At 61.7% G+C, this 22,456-nt stretch carries 19 protein-coding genes; 1 reads left to right on the top strand and 18 read right to left on the bottom strand.

Annotated elements, in window-relative coordinates; all coding sequences use genetic code 11:
* Positions 1-115: 115 nt before the first annotated feature.
* The 3 genes from JQF37_RS10470 to JQF37_RS10480 all read right to left on the bottom strand — a co-directional run bounded on the left by JQF37_RS10470 (position 116) and on the right by JQF37_RS10480 (position 2,393).
* Entirely contained in the window at positions 116-379 is a 264-nt protein-coding gene (locus JQF37_RS10470; RefSeq protein WP_130205098.1) for a DUF6124 family protein, read from the bottom strand.
* A 478-nt stretch (positions 380-857) separates the two neighbouring features.
* Entirely contained in the window at positions 858-1,301 is a 444-nt protein-coding gene (locus JQF37_RS10475) for a DUF2846 domain-containing protein (RefSeq protein WP_130205100.1), read from the bottom strand.
* A gap of 189 nt (positions 1,302-1,490) precedes the next feature.
* Positions 1,491-2,393 carry a LysR family transcriptional regulator gene (locus JQF37_RS10480; protein WP_130205102.1) on the bottom strand — a complete coding sequence of 301 codons (903 nt, stop codon included), beginning with the start codon at positions 2,391-2,393 and terminating at the stop codon, positions 1,491-1,493.
* Between the two features lie 119 nt (positions 2,394-2,512).
* Here JQF37_RS10480 and JQF37_RS10485 point away from each other — a divergent pair, with 119 nt between their 5' ends.
* Entirely contained in the window at positions 2,513-3,793 is a 1,281-nt protein-coding gene (locus tag JQF37_RS10485; RefSeq protein ID WP_130205104.1) for an MFS transporter, read from the top strand.
* On the opposite strand, the gene gspM is transcribed toward JQF37_RS10485, so the two are convergent.
* From gspM to gltB, 15 genes are all read right to left on the bottom strand, one after another.
* Positions 3,786-4,244, bottom strand: coding sequence for a type II secretion system protein GspM (gspM, locus tag JQF37_RS10490; protein ID WP_130205106.1), 459 nt, complete (start codon positions 4,242-4,244; stop codon positions 3,786-3,788). The two genes, JQF37_RS10485 and gspM, sit on opposite strands and share 8 nt — an antisense overlap.
* The gene (gene gspL, locus JQF37_RS10495) at positions 4,241-5,347 is read right to left on the bottom strand and encodes a type II secretion system protein GspL (protein WP_130205108.1); all 1,107 of its coding nucleotides are present in this window, start codon (positions 5,345-5,347) and stop codon (positions 4,241-4,243) included. Before gspL ends, gspM begins: the two co-directional genes overlap by 4 nt.
* Entirely contained in the window at positions 5,344-6,192 is an 849-nt protein-coding gene (locus JQF37_RS10500; protein ID WP_130205110.1) for a type II secretion system protein GspK, read from the bottom strand. The genes gspL and JQF37_RS10500 overlap by 4 nt, the downstream gene beginning before the upstream one ends.
* Positions 6,189-6,731: a type II secretion system protein GspJ gene (locus tag JQF37_RS10505; RefSeq protein WP_130205112.1), complete on the bottom strand. Its 543-nt coding sequence runs from the start codon at positions 6,729-6,731 to the stop codon at positions 6,189-6,191. The genes JQF37_RS10500 and JQF37_RS10505 overlap by 4 nt, the downstream gene beginning before the upstream one ends.
* Positions 6,724-7,080: a type II secretion system minor pseudopilin GspI gene (gene gspI, locus JQF37_RS10510; protein WP_223272645.1), complete on the bottom strand. Its 357-nt coding sequence runs from the start codon at positions 7,078-7,080 to the stop codon at positions 6,724-6,726. The genes JQF37_RS10505 and gspI overlap by 8 nt, the downstream gene beginning before the upstream one ends.
* A 19-nt stretch (positions 7,081-7,099) precedes the next feature.
* On the bottom strand, positions 7,100-7,567 hold the full coding sequence (gene gspH / locus JQF37_RS10515) for a type II secretion system minor pseudopilin GspH (protein WP_130205116.1): 468 nt from the start codon (positions 7,565-7,567) through the stop codon (positions 7,100-7,102).
* 3 nt (positions 7,568-7,570) lie between these two features.
* Positions 7,571-8,020, bottom strand: coding sequence for a type II secretion system major pseudopilin GspG (gene gspG / locus JQF37_RS10520; RefSeq protein ID WP_130205118.1), 450 nt, complete (start codon positions 8,018-8,020; stop codon positions 7,571-7,573).
* 2 nt (positions 8,021-8,022) lie between these two features.
* On the bottom strand, positions 8,023-9,231 hold the full coding sequence (gene gspF / locus JQF37_RS10525) for a type II secretion system inner membrane protein GspF (protein ID WP_130205120.1): 1,209 nt from the start codon (positions 9,229-9,231) through the stop codon (positions 8,023-8,025).
* Positions 9,232-9,234: 3 nt separating this feature from the next.
* Positions 9,235-10,716, bottom strand: a complete 1,482-nt coding sequence (gene gspE, locus JQF37_RS10530) for a type II secretion system ATPase GspE (RefSeq protein WP_130205122.1) — start codon at positions 10,714-10,716, stop codon at positions 9,235-9,237.
* Positions 10,713-12,638, bottom strand: a complete 1,926-nt coding sequence (gspD, locus tag JQF37_RS10535; RefSeq protein WP_130205124.1) for a type II secretion system secretin GspD — start codon at positions 12,636-12,638, stop codon at positions 10,713-10,715. The genes gspE and gspD overlap by 4 nt, the downstream gene beginning before the upstream one ends.
* An 8-nt stretch (positions 12,639-12,646) precedes the next feature.
* The gene (locus tag JQF37_RS10540; protein WP_130205137.1) at positions 12,647-13,177 is read right to left on the bottom strand and encodes a type II secretion system protein N; all 531 of its coding nucleotides are present in this window, start codon (positions 13,175-13,177) and stop codon (positions 12,647-12,649) included.
* A 96-nt stretch (positions 13,178-13,273) separates the two neighbouring features.
* Positions 13,274-14,740 (bottom strand): N-acetylglucosamine-binding protein GbpA, encoded by a 1,467-nt coding sequence (gbpA, locus tag JQF37_RS10545; RefSeq protein ID WP_130205126.1) that lies wholly within the window; start codon positions 14,738-14,740, stop codon positions 13,274-13,276.
* Between the two features lie 296 nt (positions 14,741-15,036).
* Positions 15,037-16,104, bottom strand: coding sequence for a uroporphyrinogen decarboxylase (gene hemE, locus JQF37_RS10550; protein WP_047536484.1), 1,068 nt, complete (start codon positions 16,102-16,104; stop codon positions 15,037-15,039).
* Positions 16,105-16,357: 253 nt separating this feature from the next.
* Complete coding sequence (locus JQF37_RS10555) at positions 16,358-17,776, bottom strand: FAD-dependent oxidoreductase (protein ID WP_130207269.1); 1,419 nt, start codon at positions 17,774-17,776, stop codon at positions 16,358-16,360.
* A 33-nt stretch (positions 17,777-17,809) separates the two neighbouring features.
* On the bottom strand, positions 17,810-22,255 hold the full coding sequence (gene gltB, locus JQF37_RS10560; RefSeq protein ID WP_130207271.1) for a glutamate synthase large subunit: 4,446 nt from the start codon (positions 22,253-22,255) through the stop codon (positions 17,810-17,812).
* Positions 22,256-22,456: the final 201 nt, after the last annotated feature.

A 22,456-nucleotide genomic window follows, 5' to 3' on the forward strand; every position in this document is an offset into this window, starting at 1 on the left:
GGAGCGAGCCCTGCTCGCGAAAGACGTCCGAACGCCGCGGTCATTCAGGCACCACGCGTTATCATTGACGTCCATCGTCGGAACGCCGCCCGGAGCAAGCTCGCTCCTACAATGGTTATGGTGGGTCGAGTGTATCCAGCACCCGGTTCACCGCCAGCTCTCCCAGCATGATCAATTGCTGGATCCCCACCAGGGTGTCGCTCTGCGACCCCTTCAGGTACCTGGCGAAATCCATGGCCATCACGTTGGCGGAGGCCAGGGACACACAGGCGTGTTCCAGCAGGGTGTGGTTGTCGATATCGGGGTCGATGAGGAAGATGCTGTTCGGCCGGTGTGGCGCGTGCGGGCCGGTGTCCGGTGAATTGTCTGAATCGGTCATGATTAAGCGTCCTGTAGCAGATCGGGCCGACACCTCATCGCGACTCATCAAAAGGGTGGCAGCTGTACGCAGGTTAGTAGACCGGCCGATGTACCCCGGCGCGCCCGAAGACGCCCTGCGCACGGCTGCCATCAAGGGCAGGTACGGGAATACCTGCCTATCAGGAGCGCTAATGCGCTTACTTCGGAACGGGCTACTAAACCCGATCACTGACCATCAGTGACGCCGATCAAGTTAGCGATGGCCCCCGAAGCGCACAAGCCGGCGGATTCTGGAGTAGTTGTAAGTCCTGACGCAAGGCGCCGTAGCCTCCCTGCATATACGTTCGGAAACGTCCTACAAACACCATTGAAACAACAATGAGCCTGAGCCGGCTTGCCGGCGAAAGCGGCGCGTCAGGCGAAGTAGATGCCGGCGGACATACCGCCTTCGCCGACAAGCCGGCTCCTACAGGTCCGACGGAAAAACGTCCGGGTACTTACTGCGCTTGAATCAACTTACTTTCAGTCACGCCCGCACGGCCGGTTTTGTCATCGACAACTTGCAGGCTATTGCGGGCCTTGATGAAGCCCATTTTCACTTCCTGCCAGACAAAGTAGTTTTTGCCCGGTTCTGCGTTGAGCTTCAGTTCCGAATCGTTTTCCGCCGAAGAGACCAGCGTTTGCTGGCCAGCCGGGACCGCTAACATCAGGTAGGACTTGGCAACTGTCTCACCCACGGGTTTGCCATTGAGCGTGACTGGCATTTTCACGCCGGCGCCCATGCTCTCGTTGCGATAAACGTAGATATTGGCTTTGCCCGAAGTCACCTGGAACGTCTTGGCCTGAGCGTCCTGAGAGTCATCGGCCATTTTTACCGAAGCACATCCAGCGGTCAGCGCAGCCAACGCCAGCAAAGCGGTGAAGGTTAGTTGCTTGAACATCCTGTATCTCCATGGTTTTTGAGCAGTCCGAAGACGGTTATCGGCCATACTCAAAAAAAATGAAGCGCCATGGCGTCAGGCACTCAGTCAACCTATGCGTCCCGCTGTTCCTGCCTGGGTCATTGATCGAGTCTATTCAACGACCAAGCCGGATCCGGTACTTGAAATGTCCCCGATACAACGGTTTGCTCACGCCCCTAACCCCTCAACCTTCCTCGTCAACAACTCCACAAACGCCCTCGCCATCGGCGATTTCTGATCCTTGCGCTGCACCAGCCACACCGCCGACACCGCCGCCGGGTCGAGCAAGGGTCGATAGACCACGCCATCGATGCGCATCCGCTGGTAGGACGCCGGCAACACCGAGACACCGAGTCCCGCCGCCACCAAGCCGATGATGGTCATCGCCTCACCGGCCTCCTGGGCGAAGTGCGGGCTGAAGCCGGCATCGCGGGCCAGGCTGAGGAGTTGTGCATACAGGCCGCTGCCGTAGCTGCGCGGGAAAAACACGAAAGGCTCGAGGGCCAGGGCCGACAGGAACAAGCCCTCTTCACTGTCCTTGACCAACGGGTGCTTGGCGCTGAGCACCGCCACCAGCGGTTCGCGCATCAGCTCCACCACGCTGAGGGAGTCCGGCAGGCCCAATGGCCGCATGATCCCGACCTCGATCGATTCGTCCACCAGCGCATCGGCCACTTGGGTGCTGCTCATTTCCCGCAGGTTCAGGTGCACCGCCGGGAAACGCTGGCGAAACGAGAAAATCGCCTGGGGAATGGTCGAGTTGAACGGTGCCGACGAGGTGAAACCGATCTTCAATTCACCCAACTCACCGAGCTGGGCCCGGCGGGCGACATCCGCCGCTTTGTCGACCTGGGCCAACACCAGCCGCGCCTCTTCGAGAAAGAGTCGACCGGCCTCGCTCAGCTCGACCCGACGATTGGTACGTTCGAACAATCGCGCCCCGACCTCTTGCTCCAGCGCCTGAATCTGCTGGCTCAGCGGTGGTTGCGAGATGCCCAGCACCTGTGCGGCGCGGCCGAAATGCAGTTCTTCGGCGACGGCGATGAAGTAGCGCAGATGACGCAATTCCATGGGATTTCCATTAGGTCGTAAAAGCTATCAAACAGGTCGAACAATATATTTGATTGAATCATTAGCCAGCTATATGCTTTTTTCATTGCCTGACCGGCTGCGCCCCTCCGAGGTCCAACGTGAAAACTGCTGTCGCCCCACTTGCCCATGAAGTTCCGCCTGCCGTACAGGACGATGTCGTCGCTGAACTCAAGGAGATCTACATCGAAAAAGGCACGCCGGCGTTCATGCGCACGGTGCTGGCGCTGTTCTGCGGCGGTTTCGCAACCTTTGCCCTGCTGTACTGCGTGCAGCCGATGATGCCGCTGTTGTCCCACGAATATTCGATCAACGCGGCACAGAGCAGCCTGATCCTGTCGGTGGCCACCGGCATGCTTGCCATCGGCCTGCTGATCACCGGCCCCCTCTCCGACCGCGTCGGGCGCAAACCGGTGATGGTCGCGGCGTTGTTCGCCGCCGCACTGTGCACCATCGCCAGTTCGATGATGCCCAGCTGGCACGGGGTGCTGCTGATGCGCGCATTGATCGGTTTGTCGCTGAGTGGCCTGGCGGCGGTGGCCATGACCTATCTGAGCGAAGAAATTCACCCGCATCACATCGGCCTGGCGATGGGCCTGTACATCGGCGGCAACGCCATCGGCGGGATGAGCGGGCGACTGATTACCGGGGTGTTGATCGACTTCGTCAGCTGGCACACGGCGATGCTGGTGATCGGTGGCCTGGCGTTCATTGCGGCGGCGGTGTTCTGGAAAATCCTCCCGGAATCGCGCAACTTCCGCGCCCGCTCATTGCACCCGCGCAGCCTGCTCGATGGCTTCACCATGCACTTTCGCGACGCCGGGCTGCCGCTGCTGTTTCTCGAAGCCTTCGTGTTGATGGGCGCGTTCGTCACGCTGTTCAACTACATCGGTTATCGCCTGCTGGCCGAGCCGTACCACATGGAGCAGGCCTTCGTCGGGCTGCTGTCGGTGGTATACCTGTCGGGTATCTACAGTTCGGCGAAAATCGGCTCGCTGGCCGACAAACTCGGCCGGCGCAAGGTGCTCTGGAGCACCATCGTGCTGATGCTCGCCGGTCTTGCCCTGACGATGTTCACCGCGCTGCCGCTGGTGATCTTCGGCATGCTGGTGTTCACCTTCGGCTTCTTCGCCGCCCACTCCGTGGCCAGCAGCTGGATCGGCCGCCGCGCCACCAAGGCCAAGGGCCAGGCATCGTCGCTGTACCTGTTCAGCTACTACGCCGGGTCGAGCATTGCCGGCACGGCGGGCGGCGTGTTCTGGCACCTGGGCGGCTGGAACGGTATCGGTTTGTTCATCGGCGGGTTGCTGTTGGTGGCGCTGCTGGTCGCGCTGAAACTGGCGAAGTTGCCGCCGTTGCCGGGAACCGGCGCGACTATCTGAGCACCATCCTCGCCTCCAGCACGGCGTCGCGCTTTTCCAGGGTCAACGATTGCAGCGCAATACCGTCACGTTCGATGCGGTCCAGCCATGGCAGCAATGTCATGGCGTCGCCACTGACGGTCAGGCGCAGCAGGTCGTTGTCGCTGTTCATCTGCTGCAACTCAAGCCCCGCCGTGGCTGCGCTTTCGCTGATGCGCAACGACAGGGGCTGATCGGCCGGTTTTGGCACATGACTGCGCGGTCGCGCCTGTTGCAGTCGGGCCGCCAGCGCCAGCTGCTGTTGATACTGACGCTCAGCCGTCATCAGTCGTTGTTGCGTCGGCTGCCAGACCAGACCGAACGCCGCGACACTCAGGACAAACACACTCAGCCCCCCTAGCAGCCGCTGCTCTCGAATGGACAGACGCTGCCAGCGCTGTAACGTCGCCGCTTTAATCTCGCTTGGCTTCATGCCTCTTGCTCCACGGTCAGGGTCGCCTGCACCCGGTTTTGGTCCTTGCTCGCGTTGTCGATGCGCACAGACGTGCCTTGTTGCCGCCCACGCTCGCGCAGCAACTCCAGCTCGGCAAAGCTGTTGGCGGTCAGCTGGATTTTCCAGCCGTCACCCTGGCGAAACTCGATGCGCTGGACTTCGACCGGACTGGCGCCAATGACTTGCTCGACCAGATTGACCAGGCCGGCGATACGGCTGTGCTGCGGCTCCGTGCCTTGGGCTTGCAGGGCGCCGAGTTGGGCCGCCAGATCGACAATGCGTGTCTGTTCCGGGTACAGCGCCTTGAACTGCTGTTCGTTGCGGCTGTGGAGCTCACGGCCCTGGCTTTCGAGAAAGTGGATTCGTACTTCACTGGCGCCCCAGTCCAGCGCCAACAGTAGCGCCACAGCCAACCCGCCGAGACGCCAGGGCAGGCGATTGCGCTGCCGGGCAAAATCACCGTGCAGCAGATTGATGGCCTGTGGCGACGCCAGGGTCAGCCATTGATCCGCATCGGCCATCTCCTGTCGTTCGTCACACCACCCAATATCGATGGGCAGCGCCGGCTTGAGCAGGGCCAGCCCGTCCTCGGTCAATGTCAGACGAGCGGGCAAACCGCCGCCGAGCATCCAGCGACCGAACCACCAGACGCCGAGCGCCTGGCCCTGCGGCAACCGGTCCGCATCGACGAAGACCGAACGCACTTCGATGCCCACCTCTTTCAGCAACTGGAGCACGGCAGCGAAGCGTTCGCGATCGATCACCATCACCGGATAACGCCCTTTTGGGTCACGAGCGCCGACGCTCAGGTGCAGTTTTTCCAGCGTTTCTCCCAGCTGCTCTTCAACGGCGAAGGCGATGGCTTGTGCAGCGGGTCGACGCCTGGAGGGCCAGGGCTCGCTGCGCACCCAGCTGCAGAGTTCCATGGGCAACAACAGGTCGACGGCTTGCCCCTTCAGTTCCGGCGCCGCCTGGTTCAGCGGCATGATCTGTCGTTGGCCGGTCGACGACCAGACACAACAGGGCCAGTCGAGCGACGGCGCGGCCAGGCCTTCGGCCGTCAGGTAGAGCCAGGTTTTCATGGAATTATCTCGTGGGGATTCGACGGCAGCACACGCCGTTGCAGGATCTTCAGCTGGCGTGTTTTGGGATCGCGTTCGACATCGGTGGCCAGGCGCAAACGGCTTTGCCCCTGGGTCACCTGGACCGTGATCCGGTACCAGCGGCTATCGATGCCCAGGCCATGGCTGCTCAAACCCAAACCTTCAAGCGTCGGGTCTTGGGTGAAGGCCTGAACGCTCGGCCAGGGTGTTGTCGAGCGCTGACGCAGCAACGCGGCTACGGTGGCCGCGTCGAGGCCGTCGATTGATCGCAAGACTATTTCCGGGGCCGTATTGATGTTCAGCGCGGCCTCTTTGGGCAAGGTAGCGATCCAAGGCTCCAGCCGACGCAGTCGTTCACCGTCGATACCCGGCAGCAGGCGCAGTTGACTCGTTTCTCGCAACGCGCCCACCTGCGCCAATGGCAGTGCAGGTATTTCGAGCAATGCCAGCAGGCGATGCCAGCGATTGAGCGTGACCTGATCGATCTGCCCCTGAATCAACAGGGCATTGACGTTGAAACGCCCGGCCAGGTCCTCGACCGCCACCCGTACTTGCGTGTCTTCAACCTCGTAACCACGGACAGTCGCCCAATCCTGAGTCAGATCGACCGTGTTCCCTGCCGCTTGCCCGGCGTCCTGCAACCGCAGCAACGTCCAGGTTTCGTTGGCCAGGGCGACTTGCTTCAAGTGCATCTGCTGCAGCTGCTGAGCGGTGCTTTGCAGCAACAGCCGATGGCTGCGCAGCACCCCGCCGATGATCAACAGGGCCAGGCTCATGACCAGCAAGACACTGATCAAGGCCATGCCACGCTGACTGGTCTTCATGGCCAGGCCCCCGGCAACAACAGCACCCGGCGGATCGACTCGAAACGGCCTGTCGACAGCTGCACTTCCAGCGCCAAGGGGGCATCGACCGCCTGACCGGTCGGCCAATCGCTGCGCCAACCGGCCTGGCGATCGAACAGGCGCCAGCTCAAGTGCCGGACATCCTCGAGCAGTTTTTGCCGCTGCTCGATCGGCGTGCCTTCGGCTCGACTGTCACGCCACAACGCGCCGTTGTCGAGGCGATAGGTCAGCGCTTGGCGTTCGCTGCGCGCTTGATCCAGTGGGTTGCGCCAGTTGCCGCGCTGCAATTGCAGCTGCGTTTGCCCAAGCATGATCGGCTGTTCGGTGACGTGCAGCAGATCGCGCTCGATCACCGCCACGGCGCGTTGCAGACGTCTGAACTCAGCTTCGTGGACCGTGGTGCCGCGCTGAACGCGCACCACCCCGTCGAACAGCGTCCAGCTGGCCAGCCCCAACAGGGCGAAGATCGCCAAGGCGATCACCAACTCCAGCAAGGTGAACCCGGCCTGCTTATTCATGGCGATTGGGTATCCAGCCACTGGCGCGGTGCAGCACCTGCTCGCGACCGGCAAGGCTGACCTCGACATCGACTTCGAGCAGACGCGGGTCGCTGCCGATGCGGGTGCGCTGTCGTACGACCCAGTCACGCCGATCCATGTGCACAAGCCGCTGTTGCGGCCCAAAGGCCGGCGTGGATTGCAGGCGTAATTCGGCCAAAGCATTGTCCGCCACCCAGGCCGCTATCAGGCGCTCCTCGACCACTGCAGCCTGCTTCACGACGTATTGGCTCGCCGACAGAACGGCCGTCGCCAGGGTGGCGAATATCGCCAGGGCCACCATGATTTCCAGCAGGGTGAATCCGTCCATGCGAGGCCTGCTCGACGGCCTAGCCATCGATCACCGCCTCACTGATACCGTCGCTGGACAGGATCAACCAGTCCCTGCCCCGGGTCTCGAATGTCAGGGTGAAGGCGCTGGTTTCATCGCTGCTGAGCATCAGCAATTGCGGAGGGCCTTCGTCGGCGCCGAGGCTCACGGAATAACCGTCGTGTTTCAGGCGCAGGCGCAGATGGTCGGGCCATCGATACAATGCCGACACCGGTTCCCAGCCGCGCACACCGAGCCGCATCGCCCGGTAGCCGTCGGTACTCAGGCGCACCCCATGCTCCTGGCTTTCGAGCACCGCCTGCTGGCGTAGCTGCCGAATCATGCCCGCGAGCGCATCCGCTTCCTGCCTGGCCTGACGCGCCGGGTTCATGCCGGTGGCGAAACTCACCATGCCCACCAGCACGCCGATCAACACGATCACGATCATCAATTCGAGCAAGGTAAACCCCCGGCAGCGACGTGGCATGGCTCACCCACCCCAGTTGCCGATGTCAGCCGCATGCCCTTCGCCACCGACCACGCCGTCGGAACCCAGGGAGTACAGGTCATAGCCGCCATCGGCCGATTTCACGCCGGGGTTGAGGTACTGATAGGGCGTGTTCCACGGATCGACGGGCAGACTTTTCAAGTAGCCCTGAGGGTTCCAGTTGCGCGCCGCCGGCAGCCCGGACGGACGCTTGACCAAGGCTTCCAGCCCCTGTTGGGTCGAGGGGTACTGGAAGTTGTCGAGGCGATACATTTCAAGGGCGGTGCCGATGGCCTGGATATCGACTTTGGCGGCGGTGACTTTGGCTTGATCGGGACGGCTCATGAACTGCGGCACCACGATGGCCCCGAGAATGCCGATGATGACCACCACCACCATGATTTCGATCAGGGTAAAACCGCGCTGGGATGTTCTGCGATGTAGGGCGTTCAAGGTCAATTCACCAATTGGTTGAGGCTGAGAATCGGGAGCAGGATGGCCAGCACAATGAGCAACACGACGCCCCCCATCAGCACGAGCATGGCCGGTTCGAACAGGCTGACCACCAGGGCGATGCGCGCTGCCAGGCTGCTTTCCTGTTGTTCGGCGGCGCGGGCCAGCATGCGGTCGAGTTCGCCGGCCCGTTCGCCACTGGCGATCATGTGCAGCATCATCGGCGGGATGTCGCCGCTCAGTTCCAGGCCACGGGTCAGGGTCCCGCCTTCGCGGACCGAGCGGGCCACGTCGGCCATGCGTGCGCGAATGGTCAGGTTGCCGATGACGGCGGCGGCGATTTCCAGGGCGTCGACCAGCGGCACTGCGCTTTTACCGAGGATGGCCAGGGTGCTGGCGAACCGCGCGGCCTCCATCGCCCGCAGCACTTCGCCGATCACCGGCAGGTTCAACATCAGGCGATGCCAACGCAGCTGCCAGGTCGGCTGACGCAGGCTCCAGCGCCAGACACCCACCACCATCGCGATCACGCCGAGCAACATCAGGCCATGGCTGCGCAGCCCGTCGCTGGCGCTGATCAGCGCTCGGGTCAGCCACGGCAGTGCCTGACCACTGTCGACAAAAATTTTCACCACGTCCGGCACCACGTAACCGAGCAGAAAACCGACGATCACCACGCTGGCCAGCATCAGAATCGCCGGGTAGACCAAGGCCATCTGGATCTTTTGCCGCGAGGCCTGACGCGCCTGGGTGTACGCAGCCAGTTGCTCCAGCACATGGCCCAGATGACCGGAGCGCTCACCCGCAGCGACCGTGGCGCGGAACAGTTCGGGGAAGGCCCTGGGGAACTGAGCCAAGGCTGTGGCCAGCGCATGGCCCTCCATCACTCGACTTCTGACGGCCGACAACAGGCCGGCCACCCGACGTTTGGCACTCTGTTTGGCCACCGCATCGAGGGCTTCCTCCAGCGGCAGACCGGCCTGGACCAAGGTGGACAGTTGCAGTGTCAGCAACGCCAGGTCGGCGGCACTCAAGCGGCCAGTGCCATGGGACGACTTCGTGCCCCCAGCGACGCGGATTTCACTCACATCACGCGGCCACAAGCCGCGCTCGCGTAACAACTGCCGGGCATGTCGAGGACTGTCAGCCTCAAGCCGCCCCTTGCAAGGGCGACCCTGGGCGTCGTCGGCGCGGTAGTCGAATGTCGGCATGCCTTAGTCCTCCCGAGTCACACGCAGCAACTCGTCGAGACTGGTCAGGCCGTCGATCACCCGCTGCCGACCGTCCTGAAACAGACTCTGCGATACCTTGCGCGCCTCGCCGAGCAACGCCTGTTCGCTGCCCCCCTGATGGATCAGCGCCGAAATGGCCGGCGTCACACTGATCAATTCGTAGATACCGATGCGCCCGCGATAACCGTGCTGGCACTGGTCACAGCCCACGGCCCGGAACAACTGCAAGGGCGCCGTCGCGTCATACCCCAGCCGCAGGCGGGTGGCTGCGTCAGCGCTATAAGGCGCCTTGCAATGTGGACACAAGGTGCGCAGCAGGCGTTGGGCCAGAATGCCCACCAGTGAAGAGGCCAGCAGGTAGGCATCGACGCCCATATCGACCAGCCGCGTGACTGCGCCGACCGCGCTGTTGGTGTGCAATGTCGAAAGCACGAGATGACCGGTGAGCGAGGCCTGCACGGCGATTTCCGCCGTCTCGCGATCACGGATTTCGCCGACCATCACCACGTCCGGGTCCTGGCGCAGAATCGCCCGCAAACCACGGGCAAAGGTCATGTCCACCTTCGGATTGACCGGCATCTGGCCGACGCCCGGCAGGTGATATTCGATGGGGTCTTCGACGGTAAGGATGTTGCGCGTCTGGTCGTTCAGGCTGCTCAACGCGGCGTACAGACTGGTGGTCTTGCCGGAGCCGGTGGGCCCGGTGACCAGCAGGATGCCGTGGGGTTTGCCGAGCAGTTCGCGCAGGGCTGCCAGGGTGCGGTCCGGCATGCCCAGGCGCTGCAATTCGAGGCGCCCGGCCTGTTTGTCGAGCAGGCGCAATACCACTCGTTCACCGTGCGCCGATGGCAGGGTCGAGACCCGCACGTCCACTTCATGCCCGGCCAGCCGCAGGGCCATGCGGCCATCCTGGGGCACGCGCTTTTCCGCGATATCCAGCCGCGCCATGACCTTGATTCGCGACACCAGCAGAGTCGCCAGTTCTCGCCGCGGCCGGAGCATTTCGCGCAATTGCCCATCGACGCGCATGCGCACCGACAGGTACTGCTCGAAGGTTTCCAGGTGCACATCCGAGGCCTGTTCGCGTACGGCTTCGCTGAGCAGCGCGTTGATCAGGCGAATGATCGGCGCATCGCCCTGCTGCTCCAGCAAGTCGGCGGTTTGCGGCACCTGATCCACCAGACTGAGCAAGTCCAAGTCGTCATCCAGTCCTTGAGCGACCTGTTCCGCCGCGCTCTGACCTTCGCGGTACGCCGCCGCCAGACGTTCGGCAAATACCGGCGGTGGCAGCAGCCGCAGCGGCAGTTCCCGACCGTATAACCGCCGCGCTTCGGCCAGCGCGGTGAGCGGTGTATCGGCACGCAGCGCCAGCCCCCACTCGTCACCGTCGCGCTCCAACAAGACACCGAAACGCCGGGCGAAACCGAACGGCAGCGGCTGGTAAACATCGCTCACACCGGTCATGGCGTACTCGGCGCTGGCTTGCGCAGATCGAACAGCGGCGCGTCAGAACCCGGTTCGAACAACTGACGCGCATCGGCCGGCAGCAGCAACGAGTTGTTGCCCTGGGCCCCTCGCTGACTCAAGTCATGCAGCGCGTTGTAACGCTGCCGGCTGACCTCGACCAGGTCTTCCTTGCTGCGCACGATGGTCGGTCGCAAGAACACCATCAGGTTGCTTTTGGTCTGGGTTTCCCGGTTCCAGCGGAACAGCGCGCCGAGGTAGGGAATGTCGCGCAGCAGCGGCACACCGCTTTTCTGGGTGCGCACGCTGTCGCGGATCAGGCCGCCTATCACGATGATTTCGCCGTCGTCGGCCAGGATGGTGCTCTTGAGCGCTCGTTTGTTGGTGATCAGGTCCGAAGAGTCGATACCCGATACCGAGGGCGCGATGTCCGAGACTTCCTGCTCGACTTCCAGGCGCAAGGTCGAGCCTTCATTGATGTACGGCTTGATCTTCAGGCTGATGCCCACGTCCTTGCGTTCGACCGTGGTGAACGGGTTATCCGCGCCGCTGCTGTTGGTGGCGTAGGAACCGGTTTTGAATGGCACGTTCTGGCCGACAATGATTTCCGCTTCCTGGTTGTCCAGCGTCAACAGGCTCGGCGTGGACAGCAGGTTGCTGCGGGTGTTGCTGGCCAGCGCCGAAATCAATGCGCCGAAACGGTCGCTTCCCAGACGCAACAGCGCACCTTCGGGCGCCGACTTTTTCTCGTCGAACGTCAGGCCGCCGACAATGGGAATGTCGGTGCCGGGAAAATTGATGAAGCCTTTGGCGTCACCGGTGTTCAGGCCCCACTGCACCCCCACGGCTTCGGCGATGTCGCCGGAGATTTCGACGATGGCCGCATGGATCAACACCTGCGCCCGCGGCTGATCCAACTGACGCACGATGCTTTCGATGGTCCTGACCTGCGCCGGCTCGGCGATCAACACCAGCGCGTTCTGGCTTTCATCGGCCTTGATCATGAACGTCGCACCGGAGGCCGTTTCCTTGCTGCCGCTCAGGGTCGGCGCGGCTTTGCGGCCCTGGCCCATGGTTTCCAGAATCTCTGCCAGTTGCCTGGCGTCGCTGTGGCGCAGGCGGATCACCCGGGCGTTGTCAGGCAACTCGGTGGCCGGGATATCGAGACGGCGTGCCAGATCGGCCAGGCGTTGGCGAACCGCTGCCGGCCCAATCAGAATCAGGCGATTCGTTCTCGCATCGGCCAGCACCTGGATCGGCGAATCGGCAGTCCGCTTGCCCAGAGAGGCCTCCATCACCGGAGCCACGTCGCTGGCCTGTGCATGACGCAGTTGAACCACTGCGTGCAGGCTGTTCTTACCCGCATCCAGTTGCCGCACCACTTCGACAATTCGGTGCACATTGGCGGTGGTGTCCGTGATCACCAGTGCATTGGTTGACGCCGATGGGCCGACATAGCCGTTGACCGACACCAAAGGCCGGACGAGTCCGGCAATATCGTTGGCGCTGCTGGTGTTCAGCTCGATGACCCGGGTGACGAACTGCGAGGCCGTGGCATTTTTCGCCGAACCGCTGGCGCGGGTCTTGGCTTCGGTCACTGGCGTGATCAGGATCCGGTCGCCCTCGTCGATCACTGTGAAGTTGTGGGCGTCCAATACCGAGTAGAACAACCGGCGAACGCCCTCACGGTCGAGGGCCTGACGGGACATCACCGTGATACGCCCGGAAACCCTGGGATCCAGTACTACGGTGGTGCCGAGAATGGCGGAGATTTCTTCGACAATGTCGCGCAGTTCGGCGTTGTTCATCGCCAACTGCCACTTTTCTTCTGCGGCCTGAAGTGCGCCAGGAAGAGGCACGATCGCCAAAACGGCAAAGAGAAACATGGAGCGCAAGGCTTGCGCGCCAGTGAAGCTGTTCATGGGTTTGATCACTCTGACGGCCCGATAATCGGGCGTAGATAACGCGTAGAAATAACGGGAGGTCGTGCATCGACCGGGGATTCGATTGAACGCAGGAAACGCGCGACAGGTGGTTGCAGCGTCAATCGCTCCTCCCGCCCCTTGTTCCACAACACCACTTGATTGGCCTCGACGCGGCGCAGAACACTGCCACCGGGCAAGCGATCGCCCACTTGATACATGCGCGAGCCTTGGGCATCGGCCAGCAAGGCCCTGGACAGACCACTGCTGACGACGAAGCTGGCCTGCAGGGTCAGCGGTTCGGCACTGGCGAGCAGCGCGGATTGGGTCGTCAAGCCAAGCACCGTGGCCACAGCGGTAGCATCGAGAGCATCACCGAGGGTCGCGGGTGCAGGCGTTAGGGTGGTCACTGTCAGGGGTGGCCGAGGGAAGAGTTCACGAAAGCGCCACTCCTGCCACATCAGAAACGCGGCGTAGCCCATTGGCAACAGCAATAGGCCAACGTTACGCAGGCGCAAGCCGAAACGGGTAACCGTCATCAGTGGAAACGTCACGACTGGTTCACTTGATTTTCCATCAGAAGAATTAGCCTTCAGACGACCCTCAAGAGGTCGCCTGAAGTACTGCGGCGGGACTTAGAGCTTGTTCCACGCCATGTGCGAGTGCGCACCGACACCAGGCTCAAAGCCGGTGGCGGTCGGGCTGTATTGCTTGCAGTAGCCCGACTCCGGGAACGGCTTGCATTCAAAGACTTCGTTGGTCTTTGGCTGCAGCACTTTGGTGCCGGCGGTGTAGTCACTGATGCCTTCCGGGAACACGAAGTCATAGTCGGCACCGGCGCCTTCACCGGTCAGTTGTGTAGCCTGGGTGTCCTGGCGAGTGGTCCGGCCATCCAGGGTGGTGCCCACCAGCGTCAGGGTGTGTTTGCCCGGGTTGCTGCGCACATCCAGGGTCAGCGAAGTCGAGCCGCTGTCGACCTGTGCCGAAGTGGAGCCGACCAGCTTGTTGTGCTCGTCGTACAGGGTCGCTTCGACGTTCATCTTGCGATTGGCAATCATGCTGAACTCGACCTTCGCCAGGCCTTTGTCCAGAACATGTTCCGCCTGCAGGGGCGCCACCGACATGCTCGCGGCAGCGTCTTCCCTCATGTCCAGCTGCACTTCGTAGCGGATGACGCCGCTTTCTTTCTGCGCATACAGACTGTTGTTGCCCTTGACCGGCTCAATCGTGCCGTTTTCATCGCGAACGCCAGCCCGGATCAGTGCGTGAGCCTTGTTGATGGCTTCGGCCAGTTTGAACGACCAGTTGTTTGGCGAGCCTTCTTCGGCGTTATCAATGGAGATTTCCACGCTGTAGTTCGAGCTCTCGCCATTGGCGGTAAAGGCACGGGCCTTGACCTTGTCACCTGCCAGCAACGGGGTCGAAGGCGCGATGCGGCCCACGGAAGACCAGCCGCCCGGCAACTCGGGCTCGGCAATGATGTTCACGTCCGCCGCGTTGTAAAACGCCGCATCGGTATCACCCACGGTCCAGATCCCCAGAATCACGTGGTGGCCGGTTTTGTCGGTAGGGATGTTGCAGTTGTGCTTGTCGGTGTTTGACGGCTTCTGATTGCCGCCGTCGATGGTGCAGAACGGCGTGCTTTCGAAGGTGGCGCGTTTCAGCGATTCGTTCGGGTTCCAGCCGTTGCGGGTGATGAAGTACTCATGCTTGGTGGCCGGGTGCACAGCCGTGTAGCGCCATTGGAAATCGATGTTGCGATCCTTGATTTCCGTCAGCTGCCAACGCGTGGCGGACTGAGCGTCCAGGGCGGAGAACAGCGAGTGACCGCCACTGGCGATCTTGCCGTCGACGGGCCCCTGCAAAGGCGCACCACCGACACCGGCCGGGAAGCCCTTGAAGGTTTCGCCGACGCTTTGTGGTTCGTATTGAGCGCCGCCACAGTTGGTGTTCAAGCCTTTCTGGCAAGCCAGTGCACGGGAAGGCGGTACTTCCAGATAGCCGTGAGCGGAAGCACTTTGAGACGCCAACATTGCCGATAACAGGATCATTGAGGAGGTGCAGGCAGCCAACGCACTTCCCTTATAAGACGTATTTTTCATCAAATGAATTCCAGACTACTTATCGAAGAACAAGGCGCGCAGAACAGGCGCCGATTTTTGCGACATTGCTCAGCGAGGGGCTGAGCAAGGGTCTGAAACCTTACTTGGATAAATTCGTTCGCTATGTAGGGAAAATCTCTGCTTACCGCAGGATCAGTCTCTATGCGCCTCTGTCCGACAAGAAATGAAAAACTTCTTACAAGAAGCCCCTCCTCAACTAAACGCGAAGTTGAAAGGCATAAAAAAAAGCCTGTCCGGCACCAGGCCGAACAGGCTTCTGATCATTGCAGAATCAGTTACTCGTGATACTGCGCCGACAACTCATGCACCGCGCGCAGGAAAGCACCCGCGTGTTCCGGATCGACTTCCGGCGTGATGCCGTGACCGAGGTTGAACACGTGACCACTGCCTTTGCCGTAGCTGGCGAGAATGCGCCCGACTTCGGTACGGATCGCTTCTGGCTTGGCATAGAGCACGGTCGGGTCCATGTTGCCCTGCAGTGCGACTTTGCTGCCGACACGCTCACGGGCATTGCCGATGTCGCATGTCCAGTCCAGGCCCAATGCATCGGCGCCAGCGTCGGCAATGCTTTCCAGCCACAGGCCACCGTTCTTGGTGAACAGGATCACCGGCACCTTGCGACCTTCGTGCTCGCGGATCAGGCCGCTGACGATTTTGCGCATGTAGGCCAGGGAGAACTCCTGATAGGCCGCCGCCGAGAGGTTTCCGCCCCAGGTGTCGAAGATCTGCACCGCTTGCGCACCGGCCATGATCTGGCCGTTGAGGTAGCTGGTGACCGACTGCGCGAGCTTGTCCAGCAGCAGGTGCATGGCTTGCGGGTTGTCGTAGAGCATGGCTTTGGTCTTGCGGAAGTCTTTCGACGAGCCGCCTTCGACCATGTAGGTGGCCAGGGTCCATGGGCTGCCGGAGAAACCGATCAGCGGCACACGGCCGTTCAGTTCGCGGCGGATGGTGCTGACTGCGTCCATCACGTAGCCGAGGTCTTTCTGCGGATCGGGAATCGGCAAGGCTTCGATGTCGGCCAGGGTGCTGACGACTTTCTTGAAGCGCGGACCTTCGCCGGTTTCGAAGTACAGGCCTTGGCCCATGGCATCGGGGATGGTCAGGATGTCGGAAAAGAGGATCGCCGCATCCAGTTGGGGATAACGGTCAAGCGGCTGCATCGTGACTTCGCAAGCGAACGACGGGTTCATGCACAGGCTCATGAAATCGCCGGCCTTGGCTCGGCTGGCGCGGTATTCCGGCAGGTAGCGACCGGCCTGACGCATCATCCACACGGGAGTGACGTCTACGGGTTGCTTGAGCAGGGCGCGGAGGAAACGGTCGTTCTTCAGGGCAGTCATGTCGGCATCCGGAAAAAAAGTGCGGGCATTTTCTCAGAGCCGGGCGCAAAAGGCACGGATGCAGGTCAGCCTTTTGTCTATCGGGTCAATTTGTCGCGGTGGAACACGGCTTTCGCCACAACACAAAACAACTGTGGGAGCGAGCCTGCTCGCGAAGAGGTCGGCACATCCAACATTGAAGTTGGATGACAGACCGCTATCGCGAGCAGGCTCGCTCCCACAGGGTTATTGCATTTCAGCTCAGGATTCGGGCTCAGACGCCCAGGTAATCCAGGATCCCTTCAGCCGCATTACGGCCTTCGAAGATCGCCGTCACCACCAGGTCGGAACCGCGGACCATGTCGCCACCGGCGAAGATCTTCGGGTTGCTGGTCTGGTGTTTGTACTGGCCCTGCTCAGGCGCGACAACGCGGCCCTGGCTGTCGGTCTGGATGCTGAACTGTTCGAACCACGGCGCCGGGCTTGGACGGAAGCCGAAAGCGATGACCACGGCGTCGGCCGGGATGATCTCTTCGGAACCCGGGATCGGCTCAGGGCTGCGACGGCCGCGGGCGTCCGGTTCGCCGAGACGGGTCTCGACCACTTTCACGCCTTCGACCTTGTCCTCACCGACGATGGCGATCGGCTGGCGGTTGTAGAGGAATTTCACGCCTTCTTCCTTGGCGTTCTTCACCTCTTTGCGCGAGCCCGGCATGTTGGCTTCGTCGCGACGATAAGCACAGGTCACCGACTTGGCGCCCTGGCGGATCGACGTACGGTTGCAGTCCATCGCCGTGTCACCACCGCCCAGTACCACGACCTTCTTGCCTTTCATGTCGACGAAATCTTCCGGCGACTTTTCAAAGCCCAGGTTGCGGTTGACGTTGGCGATCAGGAAGTCCAGTGCGTCGTAAACGCCCGGCAGGTCCTCACCGGCAAAGCCGCCCTTCATGTAGGTGTAGGTGCCCATGCCCATGAAGACCGCATCGTATTCTTCGAGCAGTTGATCCATGGTGATGTCCTTGCCCACCTCGGTGTTGAGGCGGAACTGGATACCCATGCCGGTGAAGACTTCGCGGCGATTGCTCAACACGGTCTTTTCCAGCTTGAACTCGGGGATACCGAAGGTCAGCAGACCGCCGATTTCCGGGTTCTTGTCGAACACCACCGGGGTCACGCCACCGCGCACCAGCACGTCGGCACACCCCAGGCCCGCAGGGCCCGCACCGATGATCGCGACACGCTTGCCGGTCGGCTTGACCTTGGACATGTCCGGGCGCCAGCCCATGGCGAACGCGGTGTCGGTGATGTACTTCTCCACCGAACCGATGGTGACCGCGCCGAAACCGTCGTTAAGGGTGCAGGCACCCTCGCACAGACGATCCTGCGGGCACACCCGGCCGCAGACTTCCGGCAGGGTGTTGGTCTGGTGAGACAGCTCGGCGGCCTGGAGGATGTTGCCCTCGGCCACCAGCTTCAGCCAGTTGGGAATGAAGTTGTGCACCGGGCACTTCCATTCGCAATACGGGTTACCGCAACCCAGGCAGCGGTGGGCCTGGTCGGCCGACTGCTGGGGTTTGAACGGTTCGTAGATTTCCACGAACTCTTTCTTGCGTTGACGCAACAGTTTCTTCTTCGGATCCTTGCGCCCGACCTCGATGAACTGGAAGTCATTATTCAGACGTTCAGCCATTGTTAAAACCTCATCAAACTCTTCAGGCGCATATCACTGCGGGTTGGCACGGGTGCTGGAAAGCAACGATTTCAGGGTGGCAGCCTTGGGCTTGACCAGCCAGAAACGACGCACGTAATCGTCAAGGTTTTCAGCGAGGTTACGACCCCACTCGCTGTCGGTTTCCTCGACGTACTCGTTCAGCACGCGCTGCAGGTGGCTGCGATAGGCTTCCATCGCCTCGCCGCTGATCCGCTGGATTTCCACCAGTTCATGGTTGACCCGGTCAACGAAGGTGTTGTCCTGGTCGAGCACGTAGGCGAAACCACCGGTCATGCCAGAGCCGAAGTTGTAACCGGTCTTGCCCAGAACACAGACGAAACCACCGGTCATGTACTCGCAGCAGTGATCGCCAGTGCCTTCCACGACGGTGTGGGCACCGGAGTTACGCACGGCGAAACGTTCGCCCGCGGTGCCGGCGGCGAACAGCTTGCCGCCCGTGGCGCCGTAGAGGCAGGTGTTGCCGATGATGGCACTGTCCTGAGTCTTGTAGACGCTGCCTTTCGGCGGAACGATGACCAGCTTGCCGCCAGTCATGCCCTTGCCGACGTAGTCGTTGGCATCGCCTTCCAGGTACATGTTCAGACCACCGGCGTTCCACACGCCGAAGCTCTGGCCGGCAGTCCCTTTGAAACGGAACGTGATCGGCGCATTGGCCATGCCCTGGTTGCCGTGTTTGCGGGCGATCTCGCCGGAGATCCGCGCGCCGATGGAACGGTCGCAGTTGCAGATATCCAGGGCGAATTCGGCGCCGCTCAGGTCGTTGATCGCCGAGGTGGCCATGTCGACCATTTTCTCGGCCAGCAGGCCCTTGTCGAATGGCGGGTTACGGTCCACGCCGCAGAACTGGGGTTTGTCCGCCGGCACGTGATCGCTGCCCAGCAACGGGGTCAGGTCCAGGTGATGCTGCTTGGCGGTCTGCCCTTCGAGGACTTCCAGCAGATCGGTACGGCCGATCAGCTCTTCGAGGGAGCGCACGCCCAGCTTGGCCAGCCACTCACGGGTTTCTTCGGCGACGTAGGTGAAGAAGTTCACCACCATGTCGACGGTGCCGATGTAGTGATCCTTGCGCAGCTTCTCGTTCTGGGTCGCAACGCCGGTGGCGCAGTTGTTCAGGTGGCAGATGCGCAGGTATTTGCAGCCCAGGGCGATCATCGGCGCGGTACCGAAGCCGAAGCTTTCAGCGCCGAGGATGGCGGCCTTGATCACGTCGAGGCCGGTTTTCAGGCCGCCGTCGGTTTGTACCCGGACTTTGCCGCGCAGGTCGTTGCCACGCAGGGTCTGATGGGTTTCGGCCAGGCCGAGCTCCCACGGGGCGCCCGCGTATTTGATCGAAGTCAGCGGCGATGCACCGGTACCGCCGTCGTAGCCGGAGATGGTGATCAGGTCCGCGTAGGCCTTGGCCACACCGGCGGCGATGGTGCCGACGCCCGCTTCAGCCACCAGCTTCACCGAAACCAGCGCTTTCGGGTTGACTTGTTTCAGGTCGAAAATCAGCTGCGACAAGTCTTCGATCGAGTAGATGTCGTGGTGCGGCGGTGGCGAAATCAGGGTCACGCCCGGCACTGCGTAACGCAGCTTGGCGATCAGACCGTTGACCTTGCCGCCCGGCAGTTGACCGCCCTCGCCTGGCTTGGCGCCCTGGGCGACCTTGATCTGCAGCACTTCGGCATTGACCAGGTATTCCGGGGTCACGCCAAAACGGCCAGTGGCAACCTGCTTGATTTTCGAGCTCTTGATGGTGCCGTAGCGCGCCGGGTCTTCGCCGCCTTCGCCGGAGTTGGAACGCGCACCGAGGCGGTTCATGGCTTCGGCCAGGGCTTCGTGAGCTTCCGGCGACAGGGCGCCCAGGGAGATACCGGCGGAGTCGAAGCGCTTGAGCACCGATTCCAGCGGTTCGATCTCGCTGATGTCCAGCGGCGTGTCGAGGGTTTTGACTTTCAGCAGGTCGCGGATCATCGACACCGGGCGGTTGTCCACCAGCGACGTGTATTCCTTGAACTTGCTGTAGTCGCCCTGCTGCACAGCGGCTTGCAGGGTGTTGACCACGTCCGGGTTGTACGCGTGATATTCGCCACCGTGGACGAACTTCAGCAGGCCGCCTTGCTGGATCGGCTTGCGCGGGCTCCAGGCTTCGGTGGCCAGGGCCTTCTGCTCGGCTTCGATGTCGACGAAACGCGCACCCTTGATGCGGCTTGGCACGCCACGGAAGCTCAGGTTGCAGACTTCCTCGGACAGGCCGATGGCTTCGAACAACTGCGCACCACGGTACGACGTGATGGTCGAGATACCCATCTTCGACAGGATCTTGAGCAGGCCCTTGGTGATGCCTTTACGGTAGTTCTTGAACACCTCGTAGAGGTCGCCCAGCACTTCACCGGTGCGGATCAGGTCACCCAGCACTTCATAAGCCAGGAACGGATAAACGGCAGAGGCACCGAAACCGATCAACACGGCGAAGTGATGCGGGTCACGGGCGGTCGCGGTTTCCACCAGGATGTTGGAGTCGCAACGCAGGCCTTTTTCGGTCAGGCGATGGTGCACCGCGCCGGTGGCCAGGGAAGCGTGGATCGGCAGCTTGCCCGGGGCGATGTGACGGTCACTCAGCACGACCTGGGTACGACCGGCGCGCACGGCTTCTTCAGCCTGATCGGCGACGTTGCGGATCGCCGCTTCGAGGCCGACGCTTTCGTCGTAGTTCAGGTCGATGATCGCGCGCTCGAAGCCCGGACGATCGAGGTTCATCAGCGAGCGCCACTTGGCCGGGGAAATGACCGGCGAGCTGAGGATCACGCGCGAGGCGTGTTCCGGCGACTCCTGGAAAATGTTGCGCTCGGCACCGAGGCAGATTTCCAGCGACATGACGATGGCTTCACGCAGCGGGTCGATCGGCGGGTTGGTCACCTGCGCGAACTGCTGGCGGAAATAGTCGTACGGCGTGCGCACGCGCTGGGACAGCACGGCCATCGGCGTATCGTCGCCCATCGAGCCCACGGCTTCGTAGCCTTGCTCGCCGAGCGGACGCAGCACCTGGTCGCGCTCTTCGAACGTGACCTGGTACATCTTCATGTATTGCTTGAGCTGATCGACGTCGTAGAACGCCGAACCGTGGTCGTTGTCTTCCATGGTCGCCTGGATGCGCAGGGCGTTCTTGCGCAGCCATTGCTTGTACGGATGACGAGACTTCAGGCGGTTGTCGATGGCGTCGGTGTCGAGGATCTGACCGGTTTCGGTGTCCACGGCAAAGATCTGGCCAGGGCCAACACGGCCCTTGGCGATCACGTCTTCAGGCTGGTAGTTCCAGACACCGATTTCCGAAGCCAAGGTGATGAAGCCGTTCTTGGTGGTGACCCAACGCGCCGGACGCAGACCGTTACGGTCGAGCAGGCACACCGCGTAGCGACCATCGGTCATGACCACGCCGGCCGGGCCGTCCCACGGTTCCATGTGCATCGAGTTGTATTCGTAGAACGCACGCAGATCCGGGTCCATGGTCTCGACGTTCTGCCACGCTGGCGGAATGATCATCCGCACGCCACGGAACAGGTCGATGCCACCGGTGACCATCAGCTCGAGCATGTTGTCCATGCTGGAGGAGTCGGAACCGACGCGGTTGACCAACGGGCCGAGTTCTTCCAGGTCCATCAAATCGTTGGTGAACTTGGTGCGACGGGCCACGGCCCAGTTGCGGTTGCCGGTGATGGTGTTGATCTCGCCGTTGTGCGCCAGGAAGCGGAACGGTTGGGCCAGCGGCCATTTCGGCAGGGTGTTGGTGGAGAAGCGCTGGTGGAACACGCAAATCGAGGTTTGCAGGCGCTCATCGCTCAGGTCTGGATAGAAGGCGGTCAAGTCCGCCGGCATCATCAGGCCTTTATAAATAATGGTCTTGTGGGAAAAGCTGCAGACGTAGTGATCGACGTCGGCGGCGTTGGCCACGGACGAGCGACGACGGGAGGTGAACAGCTTGACGGCCATGTCCTGGTCGCTCAGGCCTTCACCGCCGATGTACACCTGCTCGATCTGTGGCAGGCGCTCAAGGGCCAGGCGGCCGAGGACGCTGGTGTCGATCGGCACTTTGCGCCAGCCGACGAGCTGCAGGCCGGCGGCCAGGATCTCGCGGTTCATGTTCTCGCGAGCGGCTTCGGCTTTGACCGGGTCCTGGTTGAAGAAGACCATGCCCACGGCATATTGCTTGGGCAGGTCGACGCCGAACGTTTCCTGGGCGATGGCTCGCAGGAACACGTCCGGCTTTTGAATCAGCAGACCGCAACCGTCACCGGTCTTGCCGTCGGCATTAATCCCACCGCGGTGGGTCATGCAGGTCAGGGCCTCGATGGCCGTTTGCAAAAGGGTATGACTGGGCTCGCCCTGCATATGGGCTATCAGGCCGAAACCGCAGTTATCCTTGAATTCATCTGGTTGGTACAGACCTGCTTTCATAGACACTTTCTCACCAGGCTGCCTCTTATCGAGGCAAATTTCTTTTCAATTCAACCACTTACCGTCCACGCCGAACGTACGCCGGCTTTGCGGGGGCAAAAGGGAGGTCATTGTACACACCGTCACTTGGCCTCACAAATTTGACGACGAAATGTCGCAAATTCATGTCGCATTTGTGAAAGGTTTAAAGCGATCCGCTGT

This window comes from Pseudomonas sp. MIL9 (genome assembly GCF_016887925.1).
Lineage (GTDB): Bacteria > Pseudomonadota > Gammaproteobacteria > Pseudomonadales > Pseudomonadaceae > Aquipseudomonas > Aquipseudomonas mohnii.

Excerpts from the sequence above, each read along its gene's own strand:
- JQF37_RS10470 (WP_130205098.1), bottom strand. The coding sequence starts at position 379 with ATGACCGATTCAGACAATTCACCGGACACCGGCCCGCACGCGCCACAC.
- JQF37_RS10475 (WP_130205100.1), bottom strand. The coding sequence starts at position 1,301 with ATGTTCAAGCAACTAACCTTCACCGCTTTGCTGGCGTTGGCTGCGCTG.
- JQF37_RS10480 (WP_130205102.1), bottom strand. The coding sequence starts at position 2,393 with ATGGAATTGCGTCATCTGCGCTACTTCATCGCCGTCGCCGAAGAACTG.
- gspM (WP_130205106.1), bottom strand. The coding sequence starts at position 4,244 with ATGAAGCCAAGCGAGATTAAAGCGGCGACGTTACAGCGCTGGCAGCGT.
- gspL (WP_130205108.1), bottom strand. The coding sequence starts at position 5,347 with ATGAAAACCTGGCTCTACCTGACGGCCGAAGGCCTGGCCGCGCCGTCG.
- JQF37_RS10500 (WP_130205110.1), bottom strand. The coding sequence starts at position 6,192 with ATGAAGACCAGTCAGCGTGGCATGGCCTTGATCAGTGTCTTGCTGGTC.
- JQF37_RS10505 (WP_130205112.1), bottom strand. The coding sequence starts at position 6,731 with ATGAATAAGCAGGCCGGGTTCACCTTGCTGGAGTTGGTGATCGCCTTG.
- gspI (WP_223272645.1), bottom strand. The coding sequence starts at position 7,080 with ATGGACGGATTCACCCTGCTGGAAATCATGGTGGCCCTGGCGATATTC.
- gspH (WP_130205116.1), bottom strand. The coding sequence starts at position 7,567 with ATGCCACGTCGCTGCCGGGGGTTTACCTTGCTCGAATTGATGATCGTG.
- gspF (WP_130205120.1), bottom strand. The coding sequence starts at position 9,231 with ATGCCGACATTCGACTACCGCGCCGACGACGCCCAGGGTCGCCCTTGC.
- gspE (WP_130205122.1), bottom strand. The coding sequence starts at position 10,716 with ATGACCGGTGTGAGCGATGTTTACCAGCCGCTGCCGTTCGGTTTCGCC.
- gspD (WP_130205124.1), bottom strand. The coding sequence starts at position 12,638 with ATGAACAGCTTCACTGGCGCGCAAGCCTTGCGCTCCATGTTTCTCTTT.
- JQF37_RS10540 (WP_130205137.1), bottom strand. The coding sequence starts at position 13,177 with ATGACGGTTACCCGTTTCGGCTTGCGCCTGCGTAACGTTGGCCTATTG.
- gbpA (WP_130205126.1), bottom strand. The coding sequence starts at position 14,740 with ATGAAAAATACGTCTTATAAGGGAAGTGCGTTGGCTGCCTGCACCTCC.
- hemE (WP_047536484.1), bottom strand. The coding sequence starts at position 16,104 with ATGACTGCCCTGAAGAACGACCGTTTCCTCCGCGCCCTGCTCAAGCAA.
- JQF37_RS10555 (WP_130207269.1), bottom strand. The coding sequence starts at position 17,776 with ATGGCTGAACGTCTGAATAATGACTTCCAGTTCATCGAGGTCGGGCGC.
- gltB (WP_130207271.1), bottom strand. The coding sequence starts at position 22,255 with ATGAAAGCAGGTCTGTACCAACCAGATGAATTCAAGGATAACTGCGGT.